The following is a 21343-nucleotide window of genomic DNA, read 5'->3' as shown; positions in this document are numbered from 1 at the left end:
CCCCTTAAACTAATAAACTATATGGATTTTCCAGATTTGCCTTCAAGTCCGTCAAGAATGCTGCAGCTGGTGCACCATCAATTGCACGGTGATCAAAGGACAGGCTAAGCACCATCATTGGACGAGCGGTCAGTTCTCCATCTACCACTACAGGCTTTTCAACAATTCTTCCGACACCTAAAATCGCTGTTTCCGGTCCATTAATAATTGGAGTGAATGCATCAATCGCATACATTCCCAAGTTACTGATGGTAAAGGTACTTCCACGCATTTCATCCGGTTTTAGTTTGTTTTCTCTTGCCTTTTTGCCCAGTTCTTTACTAGTCTGAGTTAACGCAGCCAGGCCTTTTTGATTTACATTTTTAATAGAAGGCACAATCAACCCATTATCTACGGCAACTGCCAGTCCGATATTAACTTCATTATTCATCACAATTTCATCGCCAATTAAAGAGGCATTTAATTTTGGATGCTTCATAAGTGCATTGGCAGTTGCTTTTATAATCACTTCGGTAAAGGATAACCGGTATCCTGTGTCTTTTTCGATGACAGGAAGCAATGATTTACGCAGGTCAATCACATTTGTCATATCCACGTCGCTTGTCAAGGTTACATGCGGAATGGATTGAACGCTTTGAACCATTTTGTCAGCAACCGCTTTACGAAGTCCTTTGAGCTTTATACGCTCTGCTGGCTCAGATTCCGTTTCTTTTGAAATTTCATCTGCTGCTTCCAGATAAGAAAGCACATCCTGCTTTTCAATTTTTCCACGCGCTCCTGTACCCGTAATTTGATTTAAATCAATTCCATGGTCAGCTGCCATTTTCTCTGCCAACGGCGTCACAGCTATCACACCTGCGGCAAGAGCTGCTTCGACATCCTGTTGATGTACCCTTCCATTTGGACCAGAGCCGGAAATAGCTGATAAGGAGAGATCATTCTCGCGGGAAATCCGTCTGGCAGCAGGAGTCGCTCTGACTTTTCCGTCCTTATTTTCTTCTTGACCAGAATTGGCATTAGCGGTTTGCTCCTGTCCCTCAGCAGGTACTTCTTCTTGGACACTTTCTTCTGATTCAGATTCTTCAGAAGCTGCCGGCGGATTATCAGGAACTTTTTCTCCCGCTTCCCCTATATAACCAATACAAGCATTTACTTCGACCTCATCATCCACTTTAAAATATTTCTTTAGCAGTATGCCCTCTTCATACGACTCAACTTCAATATTGATTTTATCCGTCATAATTTCGAATAAGGGCTCTCCCATTTCAACAGAATCTCCCTCTTCTTTAAACCATTGAAGCAGGGTGCCCACTTCCATCGTACTGCTTAGCTTAGGCATAAATATTTCTTTAGCCACTCGAACCCCTCCTTTCTACGCTTTATTCAATGTTTCCTTCGCTGCCTGGATAATATCTGGAACCTGCGGCACATGCATTTTCTCTAATTCCGGGTTATATGGAATCGGCGAGGATGCCCCGCCCAATCGTTTAATCGGCGCATCTAAATAATCAAATGCCTCACTCTCTGCAATCATACTGGCAATCTCAGCACCGTAACCGCCTCTTTTTACCGCTTCATGGACAACAACTAAACGAGATGTTTTGGAAACAGATTGAATAATTGTTTCTGTATCCAGCGGTACTAATGTGCGCGGATCAACAACTTCTGCACTGATGCCTTCCTTCTCCAGCTCCTCAGCCGCTTCTAAAGCACGGTGTACCATAATAGCTGTTGCTACGATTGTTACATCTGTTCCTTCCCGCTTAATATCTGCCTTTCCCAGCGGGATGCTGTATTGCTCTTCCGGTACGTCCCCTTTTGTTTTATAAAGTAATTTATGCTCATAAAAAATCACCGGATTATCATCATCCATCGCTGCTTTTAATAGTCCTTTTACATCATGCGCTGTAGAAGGCTGAACAACTTTCAAACCAGGAACATGAGCCACCCAAGCCTCTAAACTTTGCGAATGCTGTGCAGCTGCTCCTGTACCTGATCCGCTTGGCGTACGTAAAACCATCGGAACTTTTCCTTTTCCGCCATACATATAACGAATCTTCGCAGCCTGATTCACCATTTGATCCATCGCAATCGTAATAAAATCAGAAAATTGCAGTTCTAAAATCGGGCGCATTCCAGTCAACGCTGCACCAACTGCCGCACCGGCAATCCCAGATTCACTGATTGGCGTATTTCGTATCCGCTCCGGACCAAATTCTTCAATCATTCCCCGGGTAACTCCAAAAGCTCCTCCATATACCCCTATATCTTCACCAAGAATAAAAACATCTTCATTTTGACGCATCTCTTGGCTCATTGCTTCACGAACTGCTTCTAAATATGTTAATTCTCTCATTTTCTTTCCTCCTTATTAAATACAGGTTCAAAAAGTAATCAAATTAGAAGCAAGAAGTTCAAGGCGACGTGTTTTTTACGAACGGACTTCCACAGGATGTGGTGACTTCTGTGTTGTCCACAGGATGTGGACGGTATTAACAGAAGTTCCCCTATGTGTATAGATACGTGAGTATCGGAAAAAACACGTCAACGCACTTCCGCAGGATGCGGTGGCTTCTACGTTGCCCACACGACGTGGGCGTTCTTAGTAGAAGCTCCTTTTCCTGCCGCTTATCATTTGAGGACTTTTTGAACGTTCACTTTAAGCAAATACATCCGTTAATAAATCACCCTTCGTCGGCATCGGACCCTCTTCAGCAAAAGCCACTGCATCTTCAATTTCTTTTAAAGCTTCTTTTCGCAGTGATTCCGCTTGTTCTTCCGTGATAATAGATTCACTGATTAATAGTTCTTTTAACCGTTTGATTGGATCTTTTTCTTTCCATTCTGTTTCTTCATCACGGGTACGATACTTTTTAGCATCACTTTTCGAGTGACCCTTCCAACGATAGGTTTTTGCTTCGATTAAGGTTGGTCCTTCCCCGTTTTTAGCACGCTCAAGCGCATCATTTGTGACATTCATCATTTCAATAAGGTCATTTCCGTCAGCTACCACTCCAGGGATGCCATAGGATTTTGCTCTTGTTGCAATATCCTCTATCTTCACCATTTCCTTCACAGGGCCAGACATGCCGTATTGGTTGTTTTCGCAAACAAAGATAACTGGCAAATTCCAAACTGCAGCAAGGTTCACTGCTTCATGAAAACTTCCTTCATTCGTAGCGCCATCCCCAAAAAAGCAGACAGTTACATAATTTAACTTTTTCATCGATGCTGTTAATGCCGAGCCGACAGCTAATGGAATCCCCCCGCCAACGATACCGTTTGCACCAAGATTACCCATTTCTACATCTGCAATATGCATGGATCCGCCTTTTCCCTTACAATAGCCTGTTGTTCTGCCGAATAACTCTGCCATCATTTTATCCGGCGTAGCTCCTTTAGCGATGCAATGACCATGCCCGCGATGCGTGCTGGTAATTTTATCTTCTTTCTCCAGTAAAGCGCATACGCCTGCAGCGCTTGCTTCTTGTCCTACTGCTAAGTGCGTTGTTCCATGGATTTTACCTTTTGCAAAGAATTGATCTACTTTCTCTTCGAAAAAACGGATTGTCCACATTTGTTTATAGAGTTCTACCAGTTTTTCATTTGTAATCTTATCTGGAACGTTTAATTTTGACATAAATTTCATCCTTTCCTTTTGTTCTTGTTAGGCACAAATGTAAAAATGCGTGTAAATGAATATGCCTTGCTAAAGCGCAAAACACATCCTGATTAACCCCAGTTTATTAAAACTCTCTATCTTGAATAGAACGAAGCTTCCAAATAGTGGATTCTTCTATTTGTTCTACTGCATCATAGGTAATAATCTCACCTTTTTTAATATCTTTCTTCAATACAACATTTCTATCAACCAACCCTAACGGAAGAGCTTTTTGTTCTTTAGCTTCATCAGCTTTTAAAATATGTCCATAAACAGTATAGCCGCCAATATAATCCAGATGCTCCCCTTCCTTCAGATCTTTTTTAGCTACTGTAACCGTTTCTGCCTGTAACCCATAATAAGGAGCGATCGTTGCTTCATGATCAATATATGCTTTAGCAATTGATAATGGCGTTTCTAAACTAGTTAAATGATATGGACGATATAAAACATAGTTTGGTCCATCTCCCATTTTTAAATATTGCATTTCCGCATTAACTTCCTCTTTATCAGAAGCAATGATAGCGAATACGCCTGGTGCGATTCCGTTGATAAACTCTACAATTCTTTTTCCATTTACCTCTCCGCCTTTGTCCTTTTCAAGAAAGACTTTTGGCAATTCTTGAACGGAAGCTTCAAAGCCGTGCATCCCGGGCTTATCTGGTGAAAATCCAGTTGCATTTGCAACAGCATTCATCTCAACCATTGTTTTTGTTCCATCTTGGAAGGATGCAAGCATTTTAGGAGATGACCCTTTTTCTTTAGCCTCTGCTTCCGCTGTTGTTGGATTCGCTTCTAAATTTAAAGGATTATTTTTTCCTTTTCCAAGTGCTACAATTTCAAATCCCATCGCATCCGCAAAATCATATAATTCCATAATTGCTCCAGGCTCATCCCCTGCAGAGCCTGTATATACTACGCCAGCAGAATCCGCCATTTTTTTAAGCAATGGCCCGACCGTAACATCCGCTTCTACATTTAACATAATAATATGTTTATTATTCAAAATAGAATCCCAAGCAATTTCTGCACCTACATTTGGAATACCCGTAGCATCTACTACAACGTCTACTTCAGGGAGAGAGGTTACAAGTTTCATATCTTTTGTAGCAACTACCTTATCTTCCTGAACCGCTTTAGACGCTGCCTCTTTATCATTTGTTTCTTGAATACTGGCAGCATCAATTCCAGCATGTTTATAAGCATTTGTCACATTCTCTACTGCTAGATCGGAAGTAATTACTACCCGCATCCCTTTCATACCTTCAATTTGTGAAATCATGCCTCTTCCCATTTGTCCGGCGCCTACCAGACCAACTTTGATATAAGATCCTTCATTTTGTAATTTTTCAAGTTTTCTATTTATATTTAACATAAAAACGCACTCCTTCTATCAACTAATTTATGATCTATGAAATGAAATTGTAGAACCTGTCTCTATATGAGGAATTTCTTTTTTTTCCAGATAAACCGTACCCGGCATATCATATTCTGTTTCACCTTCAAAATTAAATGTGGCATGACCGAGTTGTGACAACGTTTCATTTGCTTTATCTCCAACATGAAGGATACGGAAAAGTTCACCGTTGATTATCATGTTATCGCCAGACTTAATGTCTTGATGAAATGCGCCATCGTGAATAACAGCAATCGTTTTCAAATCTTCTGGCACGGTATTATTAAATAAAATCAATATACCTTCCTCTTTCATCAGCTCTACATCTTCCCCAACTTCAGTTACATTTAAATCTAATTGTAATTGACTCATCTAAATCACCCTTCAACGCACAAAATTTTCTGTAAGAATTTCTAATAATCTTTATTTTATAAATCCACTATACATGATATCTCGTTTATTTACAAATGTTATAACTATTTACATTTGTAAATAATATCCCGAGTTAATTAACTGTAAAGTCCAAAACTAGCAAGATAAGCAATAACTACTGCAATTGGTCCAGTAATCAATCTAGAGAATAGTACTGCTGGAACTCCAACTTCAACCGTTTCTGCTTCTGCTTCCCCAAGCGTTAATCCAACTGGCACAAAATCTGTACCAACTTGCGGATTAATAGCAAACAATGCCGGCAATGCCATTTGTGGAGGTATATTACCATTTGCGATTTCCACACCAATGAGTACTCCGACAACCTGAGCAATTACTGCGCCCGGTGCGAGTAATGGAGATATTACTGGAATGGCAGCGATAAACGACAGGATTAGCATTCCAATAAGACTTGTTGCTAACGGAGCAACTAAATTAGCAATCATATCACCGATTCCTGTAAATGTGATGATACCCATTAATGCACTTACAAAAGCCATAAACGGCAAGATATTTTTAATAACCGTTTCAATTGTATCTCGTCCTGATTGGAAGAAGACACTTACGACATTCCCCACTTTATTTCCCAGGATCTCAATAAATCTCATTATTGGATTCTTTTTCTTTCCATTACCGTTCTTAGATTCAGCTACTTTTGATTTTGCTTCTTCTTTTACCTGTTGGGCAACCTTTTTATCCATTAAATCTGGTGCATCATCATTCTCAACTTTTGCCGTTGTAACTGCTTCTCCAGATGCATCCACAATTTCAAATTGACTTTGACTCTCTACTCCGGATACGAAATTACCTTCATTAATAAACTTCATTAATGGCCCGGATGGCGAATTACTAAATGTGTTAATTGTCTTTACTCCCATTCGCGGATATACCCCGCTTCTCGCCGTTCCACCGCAATTAATAACTGCCGCTGCTATTTCTTCTTTCGGTACAGACTTTTCAAAACCATCTATCGCAATAGCTCCCGTTTGTTCTGCTAAAGCTTGTGCAACTTCATGGATTCCCCCGCCGGTTACAGAAATAATATATTTTTGTTCTTCACTAGGCTGAATTACTAATGGACCACCCCATCCAGAAGGCCCTTTATGAACTTTTACCGCTTTAAATTCACTCACTCTCTATCCCTCCCATAATTGTTCAACTATTACGCTGCGCTGTCTTGCTTATTTTTTAACATACGGGCTGTAATCATCTCTGTTACAACTCCTCTAATCAACATAACGACAATTCCGACCAACAGAAATCTTAAAGCTAACGGCCCTAATGATAAACCCAGTTCTGTAATTCCAGCTGCTACTCCCATATAGACAAATAATTCTGCCGGATTTGCATGTGGGAAAAGCCCGGTTATCGGATGGACAAATGAAACAGCTGAATCATAGAAAGCTGGTTTCTGTCTTTCCGGTAAAAAACGGCCAAATGTGTAGCACATTGGGTTAGTAAGGAAAAAAACGGCTAAAAACGGAAAAACAGTATATCGTAAAACAAAATATTTTGTACACTTTTGTGCAAAACTATTTACTCTGTCTTCCCCAATAAATTTGATTAAAGCATTTACTGCTGTAATTAATACAACGAGCATTGGAATAATACCCGTTACTAGCCCCATGAAAGTTTCTCCGCCTTCTTCAAACATTCCAATAAATCCTTCTGCAATACTGATTAAGAAATCCATGCTGCTTTCTCCCCTTTCTTCTCAAACTCTTTTTCAATCATTTTGACTGCTCCTTGAACGGCATTTTTCTCTTTAGCATCGAGAATCTCCATATTTTCAACTTCAAATAAATCCTTGCCGATTAATTCTTTTCTATCTTTAAAGCGAGCAAAAACGGTAATCCCTTTCATTATTTTTGCTTCAACTACCTGCAAATTTTCATCAGATACTAATAAAACCAACGCCCCTGTTCCAAACCTTTTTTTAAAATAACCTGTTCCTAAAAAACCTGACTTTCGATTGGTAAAGCTCTTTATGTTTGAACGATAATGCTTTACTTGCAGTTGTGTCATTAGAAACTGTACTCCCCACACAAAGGCAAAAATTAAAATGAAAGTTCCCCACATAACTTATCCCCCTCTTATATTTACAAATGTAATATTGATTTACGTTTGTAAATAGAATGATAAAACGCTTTCAAAACTTTGTCAACATTTATTTGTATTTTTTTAAAAGTTTCTCTGCGGTATCACTATCAATAACTAATGTAGTGATAAAGTTATTTTCAAGTGCGACATGCAGCGGGAATAATTTGTAATCTCCTCTTACAATTGTAATTACTTCTGAAATATTTTTAATATCTTCCAACTTAACTCCTACTGTGCGATTATTTAATGGGTGGTCAACGAGTTCACCATCTTTATTAAAGAAATTTGAATTGATATCACCAATGGCCCCAGCATTCAAAAGACTTTGCTGATCTTCTTCCAATAAATACCCCATTTCTGTCATCGTGTTTTGTATTCCTGGATTCCCAATACCTACGATCGCTATATCAACTTGTTTTCCTTTAGTAAGAACTTCTTTCACATCTTTAGAACGTACAATATGATTCCTTAACTCTTCACTTTCGACAACTGCTGGAGCATACAGATAGGAAGAAGTTGAATTTAACTTCTGAGCAAGCTCAAAAAGCAGTGAATTGGTATGGTAACCAATATAGTTCTGTCCAATACCGCCAATCAGCGGAATAAGATGAACGGGTTTATTTGCTTGATATTGAAAAGCTTCGACAACTGCATATACAGAAGTTCCCCATGAAATACCAATTGTATTTATTTGATCCAGTTTTTTTTCAATATATCTCGCTGTCACTACCCCAAGTTTGCGCATAATTAATTCTGGGCCGCTATGTGCGGATTCAATCACAATTGCTTCTTTCAAATTATATTTTTGCTCCAGTTCTCTCTCTAGTTGAACCGTATGTACAGTACTATCCTTCAAGTATATTTCAACTATTTGTTTTTCTTTTGCCTGCTTCAGAAGTTTAGAGACAATTGGCCTGGATTTGTTAATTTTTTTTGCAATTTCCGTTTGTGTCCAACCTTCTAAATAATACAGTTTGACTACTTTTGTCATTAATCTTCTTTCTTCAATATTCATAATTTCAACCCCCTTACAAATGTAACACGATTATATCATATTTCTTCAGATTTTATGCAAACGCATTCAAATTTGAAAAAATTTCACTGTGCTGAAATTTTGCGGACACTTATTCTTTACAAAGAAGCAAAACACCATTTTGCAGCTCTTTATCCTTGGTGTATTGATGTATAACTACAGCTATTTTCCAATTGTGTGAATCATCTCGCCATTATAAACAAACATGAATAAAGGTTTTTAACCATCTAGATTATTGACTTGTTACTCCCCAAATTATATACTCATTATAAAATTACAAAATTTTTGTTTTTGAACATTTGTAAAATATAGGAGGATTCGACATGTCTCATAATCATTCTTTTTCTACACTTCATCGTGACAGCACCCTTCACCAATTAGAAGAACAACAATTCGATTTATTGATTATTGGCGGAGGAATCACAGGAAGCGGAATTGCCCTAGATGCTATCACAAGAGGACTAAAAGTAGCTTTAATAGAACGTTATGACTTCGCATCAGGAACAAGCAGCCGCTCAGGAAAATTAATCCATGGAGGTTTAAAATATTTACAGAACTTTGATTTTCCTGTTGTAAAAGAAACTGGATCAGAACGCGATATTGTTTATAATAATGCCCTTCATCTCGTTTACCCGATTACTATGAATTTTCCTTTGATAAAAAAAGAGTCTTATAATTTAGTAACTTTAAAAGCCGGACTCACCCTTTATGACAAACTTGCTGGTGTAAAAAAAGAGGAACGCCATAGCCTATACGGAAAAAAGAAAACGCTTCAAAACGAACCCCTTTTTAACAAAAAGATCGTTCAAGGAAGCGGATGTTATATTGAATATAGAACAGACGACAGCCGTTTAACACTGGAAGCAGCAAAAACAGCACAAGAAAAAGGCGCTGTAATTTTAAATTATGCCGAAATGACCGAATTCCTAAAAGATGAAAATAACATGGTTAAAGGAATCGTAGGAAGAGACCACTGTGCTAACCAGACATTCACTGTTTATGCTAAACACATTGTAAATGCTGCTGGCCCCTGGGTTGATGAAGTTCGTAAGAAGGATGAGAAAATAACCGGGAAGCATATGGTTCTTGCGAAAGGAATTCATATTGTATTTCCTTATGATAAATTACCAGTGAAATCCTCTGTTTATTTTCAACATAACGGAAGAATGATAGCCGTTATTCCAGTAGGAAACCGTACGTATGTCGGTTCAACAGAATCACTGTACAATAAAGATATGGATGATATACATGTGCATCTTAGCGAAGTTCAATATTTATTAGACTGCTTAAAGGATATGTTTCCAAATGTAAAATTACAGGTTCAGGATATATCATCCAGTTGGGCAGGAATTCGGCCGCTTATTGGCGAGAGCGGAAAAAAACCTTCCGAATTATCTCGTCATGATGAAATTTTTGAATCAAATTCTGGTGTTGTTACCATTGCTGGCGGAAAATTGACTGGTTATCGTAAAATGGCAGATCGCATTCTAACTTATATCGATAAAAAACACAAATTAAATCTTCCTACAACTAAAACAGCAAATTTAAAACTATCCGGCTCACAATTTAACAATATTAAAGAACTTTATGAGTATGCGGATCGGATTCATGGACAATATAGTCATTTAGAAATTTCACAGCAGAACATCACTAACTATGTATTGCGTTATGGATCAAACACTGAAAAATTACTGCAGACAATAGATAGCTATAACGGGCAGCAACTAAAACACGTACACCGGAACATTTTAGGAGAACTTCGTTATACAATCGAGCATGAAATGGTTTCAACATTAACTGATTTCTATGATCGTCGTACAAGCTATTTATTATTTGATTTAGAGCTTGTTAAAGAAACATTAGAATTAGTTACTAAAGAGATGGCTGATATTCTTCAGTGGAACGACGCCGTTAAAGAACAAGAAATCCGTCAAATGCAATACCAAATCAAAAAAGCACTCCATTTCAAAGAAGATTAGGGGGAATCAAATATGATGCAGGCAGTCGCATTAACTGGTAAAGAAAAGCTCGAATATCAGGAAAAGGAGATTCCTGATATCGATGACCATGAAATATTATTAAAGGTTCATGCCACTGGAGTTTGCGGGTCCGATTTACGAATCTTCCAAAACGGGGACAGCCGGGTAAGTTTTCCTAGAATTATCGGACATGAAATAGCAGGAGAAATCATCCAAAAAGGAAAATATGTTTCATCATTTCAATTAGGAGACCGCGTCACACTTTGGGCACATCTCCCTTGTGGCGAATGCTACTATTGCCAAAAAAATGACAGCCACTTTTGTGTAAAAGGAGAATCTATTGGCTACCAAATCGATGGCGGCTTTGCTCAATATATGGTGCTGCCGCGAAACTTTATTGAATATGGATCTATCCAGCGCATTGCAGATACTACATCATATGAATTAGCGAGCCTTTCTGAACCATTCGCCTGTGTGCTTAGCGGGCTGACTGAAGTAAAGATCAATGCCGGTGATGCAGTCGTTGTCTATGGAGCAGGCGCAATTGGGTGTATGTATATTGCTGCAGCTAAAAAAATGGGCGCCGGGAAAGTTATTGCTGTACAGCGTTCCAAAGCAAGGCAAGAGCTTGCTAAGCAAATCGGCGCTGATATGGTTATCCACCCAACTAAGGAAAATACATCGCAAATTATTCTTGATGCATCAGGTGGATTAGGTGCTGATGTTGCCATTGTAACTGCTCCCTCTGCTTATGTTCAAAATGAGGCTTTGGAAATTGTACGAAAAAAAGGAAGAGTATTATATTTCTCAGGAAATAAGAAGGTTACTGAAACTCCAATTAATACAAATCATTTTATCTATAAACAATTAACTGTTGTTGGTACACATGGAGCTCCGCGTGATTTACATGTAAAAGCGGTGAAATGGATTGACGAAGAACTAATTGATTTCACTCCATTTGTCACAGATGTATTCTCTTTGCAGGATACAAAAAAAGCATTTCAAACCGCTCTTGATAAAAACGGTTTGAAATGCGTCGTAACCCCTTGGAAATAATAAAAATTTTAAACAACCCAATTATCTATTTCTGATAATTGGGTTGTTTCTTATATATAGCTTTCAACCAATTCCTGTGCCGTTCGATCATCAATAATCAACACGTCTAAATATTTACCTTGTAATGCCGCTTCTAGACTTTCTAATTTATATGAGCCTTCCACTATTCCAATAACTTCGGGTATCTGTTTAATTTCATTTAAGTCTAAACCGATAACACGATCGTTTAAGGGATGATTTAATTCTTTTCCAATCGCATCGTAAAATCTCGAACTGATATCTCCTACCGCTCCCGCTTTACGTAAAGATGCGAGGCCTTTCTGGTTTAGATACCCTATTTTTTCCATTGTTGAGCTTTTAAACGGATTCCCAAGACCAACAACCGCCATATCAACATTTCTTGCTTGCTCTAAAACATGAGAAATATCTTTTGACTCAACTAACCTTTCTTTTAAATCAATAGATTCTACCATCGCTGGAGCATATAAATAAGAGCAGCTTGAATTCATTTTTTGTGATAGATGGAAAACTAATTGATTGGAATGTAAATGAACATACTCGCTTCCCATTCCGCCAATAATTGGAACAATATGTGTGTCCTTTTTATATTTATAAGGGTACTCTTCTACGAAAGATAATAGCGTTGTTCCCCAAGAAAGCCCTAAGCTTTTTACATCCGTTAAGTGATTCGCTATATAAGAAGCAGCTGATTTTCCCAGCTGGCGTTTTATCATCTCAGGAGCAAAGCCCGCTGTGGATACCACAATAACTTCTTTCAAATCAAATTTTTTCATAATAGCGTTTTCCAACTCCACGCTATGTAACGTTTCATCTTTAATATAAATTTCTACAATACCCTCTTTTTTGGCATTATTTAACAATTTCGAGATAATAGGACGTGAAACATTTTGCTTTTTTGCAATTTTTGCTTGTGTCCATCCTTCATAGTAATATAATTGCGCAATTTTAACCATTAAACGCCGTTCTTCCCAACTTAGCATAACATCCGCTCTCTTCACAGTTTATAAATACTAATTGCTAAACTTCCTTTACTCTCTATATTAATCATAGAATCTATACAGAGTAAAGTCAAATATGCCTAATACTTTCCAATTTTAAGGTTTAACAATTTAAAAGCGCTATAAACCCAAAATGAGGATCATAGCGCTTCTTTGGAAATATCAAGAAAAATCCTTCTGTTCTTTCAACAACACGGAAATACCTTCTGCTCCATCTTCTACTTTCCAATTAAGAGAAAGAACTTGCTTTAATTCATTCAGAGCAGATTCAACTAAATTCAAACCAGTTGCCCCTGTTTGCTGTTGTTGATAATCCTTTCCAGCCTCTTTCCCAAATTTCAGACTCAATAATCTCTCCAAACCTCCAACCGTTACAAATTTAACAGTATAACCATCATTTATTATTTTTTCAAAAGCTGCTAAATCCTTTTCCGCTAATGCAACCAGCTGTTCAAAATCAAATTTTTCACTTATTTGCTTCCATCCTGACACATCTTTAGCTTTTACACCTGCTATTATTTCTTCATTTGTTATTCCGTTTACGCGCAATGTTTCAATCATATACGCTTCCATTAGAGATATCTTTGGCCGAGTCATTCTTAAATTCCTTTCTGCTGCAACTTTCCTGCATTTTTTTCATTCTACAATAAATAATGATTAATGATTGATGCAAATGCTTTTTCCGTATTCACCAATGCTCGTTCATCAATATCAAATCGCGGATGATGATGCGGGTAATGTGTGGCTACATCTTCGTTTCTAGAACCGACCCGGAAATAGGTCCCCGGCTTTGCTTCTAAAAAGTAAGAGAAGTCCTCTGCCCCCATAGCCGGAGAAAATTCTACTACATTCTCATGTTCAAAAGCTTCCTTGAATAAATCTCTGGCAAGGTCTGTTTCTTCTTGATAGTTGAATAATGCAGGATATCCTCTCAAGTAGTCCAGATCATAAGTCGCATGAAATGCACTGGTGATTCCATCTAATATCGAACGAATTTCCGTTTCTACTTTATCACGTACTTCTGGATCGAAGCTGCGCACCGTTCCCTCAATACGTGCTGTATCAGGAATGACATTAAATGCGTTCCCTGCCTGAAAAACACCAATTGTCACCACAGCTGATTTTAACGGATCGATTTGCCGGCTGACTATTTTTTGCAAAGCCTCGACAATGCTCGTTCCTATTACCAGTGAATCCGTAGTATCATGCGGCCGGGCGCCATGACCGCCATGCCCCTTAATATCAATGGCAAACTTATCTACAGCCGCCATTTGATATCCCGCTCCTACACCGACTTTCCCGATTGGTATGTCTGATGCAAGATGAGCTCCAAATACATAATCTACATCATCTAAAATTCCTTCTTCAATCATGAACTTCGCTCCGCCAGGCGGTGTTTCTTCTGCCGGCTGGAATACAAAAACAATGCTTCCTTTCAGATTTTCCTTATATCGGCTTACTACTTTTGCCACGCCTAATAAAGCTGCAGTATGGCCATCATGACCACAAGCATGCATCACACCGGGATTGGTAGATTTATAAGCGGTTTCTTTTTCATCCTCAATTGGCAGCGCATCAAAATCTGCTCTTAAAGCAATCTTTTTGCCGTGCTGTTTTCCTTCCAAAACACTTATTAAACCATGTCCTCCGATATTTTTTTGAACATCCAAACCAAAGCTTTTTAATTTTTCTTCTATGTATTTTGCTGTTTTCTCCTCTTTAAAGGATAATTCTGGATGCTGGTGCATATATCTTCTCCAGCCTTTTACTTCCTCAAAATTCGCATCAAATTCTTTAAATATGGCATGTATTACTTTATCCTCTACTGTGCCCACTGTTTAATCCCCGCCCATCTCAATAGTATATATGACTTACCTAATACATGTTCAGAAATAAATTCTTAATTTTATATAAGTCTACCTATTTTATTCCGAGTTGTCAACTAGGGTTTGTTAAGTTATAAAAACAGAAGTTGTACTAAAAGAAGATACAACTCCTGATTATAATCTACTCTAAATTAGCATGACGTTTTTTCATTGTTTCATAGCTTACCTGATACTGTTCCTTCCATTCAAGAACGATTGCATCAAATAATAACCAGCTTGCTTGTTCAAATAAAGATCCCATTGGCTGAAGAGTGGTTACCTCGGAATCTTTATTTACTGCTTTTACAATAATCATTTTACCCGCTATTTTACCTAAACGGGAATTCTGATTAGTTGTAACCAGAATAACTTTTGCTCCTTGCTTCTTTGCTTTTTCGGCATGTGTAACCAGAATTTCTGTTTCACCAGAACCTGAGCTAACCACTAAGACATCGCCTTCTTGAATACTAGGGCTGGAGATATCCCCTACAACATGAACAGATTTCCCTAAATGAAGCAACCGATTTCCAAATGAACGAATCGCTAAGCCAGAGCGCCCAGCTCCTGTTATAAAAATACGTTTACTTTTATAAAGCGTTTCAATAATTTCAGATGTATCATTGAAATCAATTTGTGGTATACTTTGATTGATTTCATTTAGAATTTCCTGCATATATCCTGATGTTTTTGTCATTCTGATACACGCTCACCTTCTGGATACATAATTACTTTTCCAAAGGTCTCCGATTTCTCTGCAAATTTTTCAAATATCTCTGGTCCCTCTTTTAGATTCACACGGTGCGTAATCATTGTTTCCGTATTTAAGCGCTTATTATTCATAAAGTGAACTGTTGTATGCCATTCTTTCCCTGGAAACGGAGCGGAAACACAGCTCCAAGAACCCCAAACAGTCAGTTCACTGCGAAGAATTTTCTCAAAGTAAAAACGTTCCATTGAAATATCTGAATAAGGGATTCCTAAGAAAAGAACGCCGCCTCCTTTTTTCGCATAGCCAAATACAGTAGCTGCGGTAATTGGACTTCCTGCTGCTTCAACAACAATATCTGCATTCATGCCATCTGTATATTCACTAACTTTATCTAATACATTTTCATGTAGAGAGTTAATTGTATAATCAGCACCTAACGATTTTGCTGTCTCCAGCTTTTGATTATCAATATCAATGGCAATCACTTTTTTTGCACCGAATATTTTCGCCCATTGTACGGCAAACAATCCAATTGTCCCTCCAGCTCCTGTAATTACTACATCATCACCGACTGTCAGTTTTGTTTGATAGTACCCGTGCAAGACAACAGTTGAAGGTTCTACCATTGCTGCTGCTTCAAAGTCTAATTCTTTTGGTACTTTTACTACATTTTTGGAAGGCAATGTGATATACTCTGCAAACCCCCCCGGCTCTAAAGCACCAATCGCCTGTAATGAGTCTGCACGGGCAGGATGACCAGCTTTATAATAATAATCATCCTCGTCAATCAATGCAGGACAGCCTGCAACATGATCGCCAACTTGCACATCGGTGACATTTTCTCCGACCGCTTCAACCACTCCTGAAAATTCATGCCCCCAGATTTGCCCAGGACTATGTGGTTCCAATTTTGTATATCTGGACGTATCTGACCCGCATATACCACATGCTTTAACCTGAACCAAAACATCGTTTTCTGATTTAATAACGGGTTTTTCTGCTTCTTCAAAACGAATATCTCTATTTCCACAAAGCTTCAATGCTTTCATTGTTCTTTCAACTCCCTTTCTTCTTCCAATTGTTTTAACAGGGAGAAGTTTTGTTGGTTGTCAGCAAATAGATAAGATCCAATAACGATGATTGACGCTCCTGCATCAATACACTTTTTGGCTGTAGAAGCATTTACAGATCCATCTACTTCAATCTCAATATTTCGAGAACCGATCAATTCGTTCACTTCTTTGATTCTATCAATCGTTTCTTCTATAAATTTCTGATTTGAGCGTCCAGGATTGATAGACATTAAAAGAACATAATCTATTGTGTTTAACAATGGCTTAATGAGAGATGTGTCGGTTCCCGGATTAAGCACAACACCTGCTTTCCTACCGCCTTTTTTTATTTCTTCAAGGACAAAGCGAATATGTGGTGTTGATTCTATATGAACAGATATCATTTCTGCTCCCATCTCTATTAATCCAGCTATTTTCTGCTCAGGATTTTTTACCATGAGATGCACATCTAACTCCATATTTACGGCTTGTTTTACTTGTTTAATCTGCTCGGTTCCAAATGCGATATAAGGAACGAATTGACCATCCATCATGTCCACATGCAGTTTCTTAAACCCTTCCGTCTCTAAATCTTTACATGCCTGCTGCAGATTCATAATATCTGCAGCAAACAAGGAAGGTAAAATTTCAGGCATGATTCTACATCCTTTCTTTAACTAAATTTTAAATCGTACTAAACCAGTAAATAAGCAGGTTCCAAAGTGTAGAGAAAGTTACATCTGTACCTAATCCTTCTAACCCAACACCTGCACTATTCAACATTTCTGTTGCGCCTGGAGCTACAAACCCAGCTAAATAAAATGTAATAATACAAAATACTACTGTAGATGTAATCGATCGGAATAGATTTCCTTTACTTGCCATAGCACACATAACAGAGATGTATGTCACAGACATGAGCAGACCAATAGGGAAAAATTGTACGCCAGGTAAAATAATAGCGAATAACATGACTAACGGAATAGAAATAACGGTTGTTGTAATCGTTGTTGGATCACCTAAACCTAAAGCAATATCCATTCCAACATTCAACTTTGAATCCTTACCCATTTTCTTGACCATAAAGTCTTTGGCAGCTTTTCCGATTGGAGATAATCCATCCATCATCACGCCAACCATTTTAGGCATCAATACCATAACTCCGGCAATCCCTATAGCCATCGTAATAATTTCTGACAGCGAACGCTTCGTAATCAAACCAAGGATTAAACCTACAATAAATCCGATAATAGCAGGGTCTCCAATGACACCCAATTTACGGTTTAATTTATCTAAAGAAAGATTCCATTTATTCACTCCCGGAATAAAATCAATCACTTTATTCACAGCCCAAGCAATCGGATAACCCCAAGCTGAGTAAATAATCGTTGTATTTGTTGTCCCTTCTAAACCAAAATACTTCTGCCATTTGGGAGCAATCCAATCACCTACAAAGAGAGCGATTATTGACATTAGCAAAGTCACTAGCAGCCCCATCCAAAAACTTCCAAAAAGAAAGTATACTAAAGCTCCTGGAATTAAGAAATGCATATAATTCCAAATATCTACGTTTAATGTTTTCGTCCACTTCAATCGAACAAGCAATAGATTGGCTAATAACCCCAATGGAATGGAAAGAGCCGCAAAGGGAGCGACCCAAGAGGCTGCACCAACTGCCGGCCAACCGATATCCGCAATCGTAAAGCCTGATCCAAGATCCGCATAGTAACTTACTGCGGGTTCTAAAGAAGTGTTTAACAAATCAACTATCAATGTCAGTCCTAAGAAACCGATACCTACTAGCAGCCCTGATTTAATTGCATTTCCAATTTTCATTCGAAATACAATTCCAAGAATTGTTATAATGATTGGTAGAATAGCAGTGGCACCCATTTCGGTAATCGTTCTGACAATATTATATAAAGTTTCCATATTGTCTACCGTCCTTATCTATAATGATTTTAATAGCTCAGCTAGTTGTGCTTTTAATCCATCCTCATTTATTCCAGTTACAAATCCCATAATATTCAAATGAGGTTTCTCGTCTGTTTCGTAATTATTTGTTGTTAACACAATATCTACTTGATCAATGACATTTGGCAATTCTGTCATACTCGTTTTGATAATTTTATAATCAGAAATATTTTCTTCCTCCAGCACTTCCTTCACTGCATCAGCAGCAATTGTTGATGTTGCAATTCCACTTCCACAAGCTACAGCAATATTGATTTTTGACATATCAAATTCCTCCTAATTATTTTATATTAATGTTTGTAGTTCTTTTCCGTTTTTTATTTGTTCCATTGTTTCTTTGTTTTGAATAATTTCCATAAGTTGACGCAAAGCAGTTAAATGAAGATCACTGCTTCCAAAGCCTAGAATAAATAACGTATCAACAGTTAATGTCTCTTCTGGATTGTCCATCCGATTCATAACAATTGGATTTTTCAATGTGACAACGGAGATAAAATCTTTTTTCACAAATTCAGCACCGCCGTGAGGAATTGCTGCGGTATATCCATTTAACAGCAAACCAGTCGGATAATCCTTCTCCCTGATTAGCAATGCTTCTTCAAATTCTTCGCTTACAAAGCTCAGCTCTACTAACTTTTCGCTAACTGCGGCAAGGACATCCTTGAAACTTTCACATTCTATATTTTTAAACACAAGATTGCTTTGTAAATATTCTTTTAACACATCTTCACCCTTCCAACTTCTCAAATTATTCTAAAGAGTAACGCTGCAGCAACTCTGTTACTTCCTTTTCATCTCGCGCTGTAATCAAATGATTTAATCGTTTCTCATCTTTTGCAATTGCAGTTAATTGACTTAATGCACGTAAATGCTGCTTATTGTCCCATGACGCAAGGACAACAAATATATGAATAGAAAATCCGAATAGATTGACTGGTTTTTCTAAACGGAGCAGGCTCATCCCTGTTTCGTTTACTCCGTCCGCTGAATTAGCATGGGGTAACGCTAAACGTTGGGACAGGACAGCATAAGGACCATAACGATTCATATTTTCAATCATTTTATTTACATAGTTTTCATTAATGAATTCATTCTTCACTAATGGATTTGCTGCAACTTTAACTGCTTCTTTCCAGTCTCTTACTGCATACTGAAACTGAATTCGGCTTGAAGGAATCAAGTCGCTTAGAGATGGTTTTCTTTCCATTCCAATCGTCATAGGGGCTTGTAAATATTTTTTGAATTCTCCTCTCAATCCTTCTTCATCATGGATATCTGCATAGTGCTTCACAATATTCATTACCGCATCTACTGAATGCGAATTTCCTGGTTTATATTCTTCAGATAATCGATTTATTTTCTTTAGCAACAGTTCCTTATCCTTATTATCTAAGATTGGATTCACCACCAAGACAGGAATTTCGTCCTCCACAAGTGGGACAGTTGAAACGATAAAATCCACTGACTTAGTAAATCGCTGATAATCTCTTAAAGATTTAGTTGCAACAATATCCACTTCCGTCAATAAACCTTCTAATTGAGATTCCAAAATTTTTGAAGTTCCTATTCCGCTTGTGCAAACAATTAAAATCCGCAATCGATTTTGATTGAGGACAATCCCTTCTCGTCTTAACCATCCTCCAAAATGCATTGCAATAAAAGCGATTTCATTCTCTTCAACCGATTTTTGAACAAACTTTTCAAAGTGATGAATCACCATTTTTGTTAAATGGTAAACTTCAGGATAATTTTTTTTAACAGATTTATGCAACTTTGTATCAATATTTATATCGTACTTTAATCGATAATAAGCTGGTTTCAAATGAACTATTAAGTTTTGAATCATTTTTTCTTTCTCTGTAAATTCACTGGCAGCATATAATTGAAAATCAGCTATCATCGACTTGACTACTTCTTGTAATTGATTCAATTCATTTCTTTCATCATATGAAGGAACCTCATAATTCACTTTGGCACTTAATAAATACCTGGTAAGAAAGTAAATTTCTGTTTTTGGGATAATAATTCGATGTTGCTCTTTCAGTTTTTGACATAAATTATTTACTCCCTTATATGCTTCTGTCGAACTGATAACACTTTCTTCAATCGGATCAATATCTACATATTTTCCTTTTTCCATTCTTTTTGTAAATAAATAAATCCATATTACTAAATCTGCAAAAACATCATCGGTAAATTCTAAAGACTGACTTGCTTCATATACATGCAGACTTTTTCTAATTTGATGCAACCGATCTATATCAAATATTCGGTATGCATATACCTTATTGGATCCTCCTTCCTTTTCTCTTTCAGATTCATTAAGGATGCTATACCATCCATTTAGCGGAATAATGAAAGGGAGATAATAAAATAATGCATTTCTGACCTGCGCTTCCTCTCCGAGAGGGACATATCCTTCATAGCGTTCAGATATAATTTCAATATGAAACGTTTTCAATTCTTGTTTTAATTTTTTTACATCTTCAAGAATTGTATTTCTACTCACCACAAAAAGTTTTTGATAGTTCTCAAGATACATGGGGGTATCATATGTTGTCATATAAAGATAGATCCATGCCTTTCTCTCATTTGGAGAATACTCATAATATGTGCGTTCAGAAGTACCTATTTCAGATTTCAGCTTTTCTTTTACCGTGACATCCAAAAATAAACCTTTCTCACGTATCTGCCCTATTTCTTTATATCCGTTTGCTTTTAACCAATCATTCGTTTTAGTTAAGTCGTTATAAATCGTTCGCCGGGATACATTGAAGCTGTCGGCAAGCTCATCTATAGCTAGATAACTTTCCGAATAAATTAATTGATTCAGCAACGCTAAAATCCTTTGATTCAACGCATAACACCACCTAAATACATAATAAGATGTTTTGTATTATGTTCTATTTGAATTATAAATAAAACAAAAAGTTAAAATAAGACCAAATTCTTTCCATAGCTATTTGCAAAGTTGTACCGACATTACTTAGATCCAAAATATGTTAGTTTAAATATGCGATTTCTTTAATATTTTTTACATACAAAAAAGATACCGAAACAACATCTTAAA

General features: G+C 37.5%; 21 protein-coding genes. 2 read left to right on the top strand and 19 right to left on the bottom strand.

Features of this window, described 5'->3' with window-relative positions; genetic code table 11:
• Positions 1-4: 4 nt before the first annotated feature.
• From MKY65_RS10545 to MKY65_RS10505, 9 genes are all read right to left on the bottom strand, one after another.
• Positions 5-1357, bottom strand: coding sequence for a dihydrolipoamide acetyltransferase family protein (locus MKY65_RS10545; RefSeq protein ID WP_339184615.1), 1353 nt, complete (start codon positions 1355-1357; stop codon positions 5-7).
• A 15-nt stretch (positions 1358-1372) separates the two neighbouring features.
• Positions 1373-2356, bottom strand: a complete 984-nt coding sequence (locus MKY65_RS10540; protein ID WP_339184613.1) for an alpha-ketoacid dehydrogenase subunit beta — start codon at positions 2354-2356, stop codon at positions 1373-1375.
• A 303-nt stretch (positions 2357-2659) separates the two neighbouring features.
• The gene (locus MKY65_RS10535; protein WP_339184610.1) at positions 2660-3640 is read right to left on the bottom strand and encodes a thiamine pyrophosphate-dependent dehydrogenase E1 component subunit alpha; all 981 of its coding nucleotides are present in this window, start codon (positions 3638-3640) and stop codon (positions 2660-2662) included.
• A 106-nt stretch (positions 3641-3746) separates the two neighbouring features.
• Complete coding sequence (locus MKY65_RS10530) at positions 3747-5036, bottom strand: NAD(P)-dependent oxidoreductase (RefSeq protein WP_339184607.1); 1290 nt, start codon at positions 5034-5036, stop codon at positions 3747-3749.
• Positions 5037-5063: 27 nt separating this feature from the next.
• Entirely contained in the window at positions 5064-5429 is a 366-nt protein-coding gene (locus MKY65_RS10525; RefSeq protein ID WP_339184605.1) for a PTS glucitol/sorbitol transporter subunit IIA, read from the bottom strand.
• Between the two features lie 137 nt (positions 5430-5566).
• Positions 5567-6619 (bottom strand): PTS glucitol/sorbitol transporter subunit IIB, encoded by a 1053-nt coding sequence (locus MKY65_RS10520; protein ID WP_256706172.1) that lies wholly within the window; start codon positions 6617-6619, stop codon positions 5567-5569.
• 29 nt (positions 6620-6648) lie between these two features.
• A complete protein-coding gene (locus MKY65_RS10515; RefSeq protein WP_042533638.1) occupies positions 6649-7179 on the bottom strand; it encodes a PTS glucitol/sorbitol transporter subunit IIC in 531 nt (176 codons plus the stop codon).
• Positions 7167-7565: a transcriptional regulator GutM gene (locus MKY65_RS10510; protein ID WP_052485050.1), complete on the bottom strand. Its 399-nt coding sequence runs from the start codon at positions 7563-7565 to the stop codon at positions 7167-7169. The genes MKY65_RS10515 and MKY65_RS10510 overlap by 13 nt, the downstream gene beginning before the upstream one ends.
• A gap of 88 nt (positions 7566-7653) precedes the next feature.
• Entirely contained in the window at positions 7654-8601 is a 948-nt protein-coding gene (locus MKY65_RS10505; protein WP_052485049.1) for a sugar-binding transcriptional regulator, read from the bottom strand.
• Positions 8602-8942: 341 nt separating this feature from the next.
• Here MKY65_RS10505 and MKY65_RS10500 point away from each other — a divergent pair, with 341 nt between their 5' ends.
• Positions 8943-10598, top strand: coding sequence for a glycerol-3-phosphate dehydrogenase/oxidase (locus MKY65_RS10500; RefSeq protein ID WP_339184601.1), 1656 nt, complete (start codon positions 8943-8945; stop codon positions 10596-10598).
• Positions 10599-10610: 12 nt separating this feature from the next.
• Positions 10611-11654 carry an alcohol dehydrogenase catalytic domain-containing protein gene (locus MKY65_RS10495; RefSeq protein ID WP_339184599.1) on the top strand — a complete coding sequence of 348 codons (1044 nt, stop codon included), beginning with the start codon at positions 10611-10613 and terminating at the stop codon, positions 11652-11654.
• 50 nt (positions 11655-11704) lie between these two features.
• Here MKY65_RS10495 and MKY65_RS10490 read toward each other — a convergent pair whose 3' ends face one another.
• From MKY65_RS10490 to MKY65_RS10445, 10 genes are all read right to left on the bottom strand, one after another.
• Positions 11705-12655, bottom strand: a complete 951-nt coding sequence (locus tag MKY65_RS10490; protein WP_339184597.1) for a sugar-binding transcriptional regulator — start codon at positions 12653-12655, stop codon at positions 11705-11707.
• Between the two features lie 180 nt (positions 12656-12835).
• Positions 12836-13270: a hypothetical protein gene (locus MKY65_RS10485; RefSeq protein ID WP_339184595.1), complete on the bottom strand. Its 435-nt coding sequence runs from the start codon at positions 13268-13270 to the stop codon at positions 12836-12838.
• Positions 13271-13314: 44 nt separating this feature from the next.
• Positions 13315-14508: an amidohydrolase gene (locus MKY65_RS10480; RefSeq protein WP_339184593.1), complete on the bottom strand. Its 1194-nt coding sequence runs from the start codon at positions 14506-14508 to the stop codon at positions 13315-13317.
• A gap of 172 nt (positions 14509-14680) precedes the next feature.
• On the bottom strand, positions 14681-15232 hold the full coding sequence (gene hxlB / locus MKY65_RS10475; protein WP_339184592.1) for a 6-phospho-3-hexuloisomerase: 552 nt from the start codon (positions 15230-15232) through the stop codon (positions 14681-14683).
• Entirely contained in the window at positions 15229-16296 is a 1068-nt protein-coding gene (locus tag MKY65_RS10470; RefSeq protein WP_339184590.1) for a galactitol-1-phosphate 5-dehydrogenase, read from the bottom strand. Before MKY65_RS10470 ends, hxlB begins: the two co-directional genes overlap by 4 nt.
• Positions 16293-16955 carry a ribulose-phosphate 3-epimerase gene (gene rpe, locus MKY65_RS10465; protein WP_339184588.1) on the bottom strand — a complete coding sequence of 221 codons (663 nt, stop codon included), beginning with the start codon at positions 16953-16955 and terminating at the stop codon, positions 16293-16295. Before rpe ends, MKY65_RS10470 begins: the two co-directional genes overlap by 4 nt.
• A gap of 28 nt (positions 16956-16983) precedes the next feature.
• Complete coding sequence (locus tag MKY65_RS10460; RefSeq protein WP_339184586.1) at positions 16984-18231, bottom strand: PTS transporter subunit IIC; 1248 nt, start codon at positions 18229-18231, stop codon at positions 16984-16986.
• 18 nt (positions 18232-18249) lie between these two features.
• Positions 18250-18537, bottom strand: coding sequence for a PTS sugar transporter subunit IIB (locus MKY65_RS10455; RefSeq protein WP_339184584.1), 288 nt, complete (start codon positions 18535-18537; stop codon positions 18250-18252).
• 21 nt (positions 18538-18558) lie between these two features.
• Positions 18559-18996 carry a PTS sugar transporter subunit IIA gene (locus MKY65_RS10450; RefSeq protein WP_339184583.1) on the bottom strand — a complete coding sequence of 146 codons (438 nt, stop codon included), beginning with the start codon at positions 18994-18996 and terminating at the stop codon, positions 18559-18561.
• A gap of 25 nt (positions 18997-19021) precedes the next feature.
• Positions 19022-21130: a BglG family transcription antiterminator gene (locus MKY65_RS10445; protein ID WP_339184580.1), complete on the bottom strand. Its 2109-nt coding sequence runs from the start codon at positions 21128-21130 to the stop codon at positions 19022-19024.
• Between the last annotated feature and the right edge of the window lie 213 nt (positions 21131-21343).

The sequence above is a fragment of the Oceanobacillus sp. FSL W7-1293 genome (assembly GCF_037969815.1).
Lineage (GTDB): Bacteria > Bacillota > Bacilli > Bacillales > Amphibacillaceae > Oceanobacillus > Oceanobacillus oncorhynchi.
The sequence above is the reverse complement of the archived record's forward strand: the minus strand, read 5'-3'. Positions and strand labels throughout refer to the sequence as shown.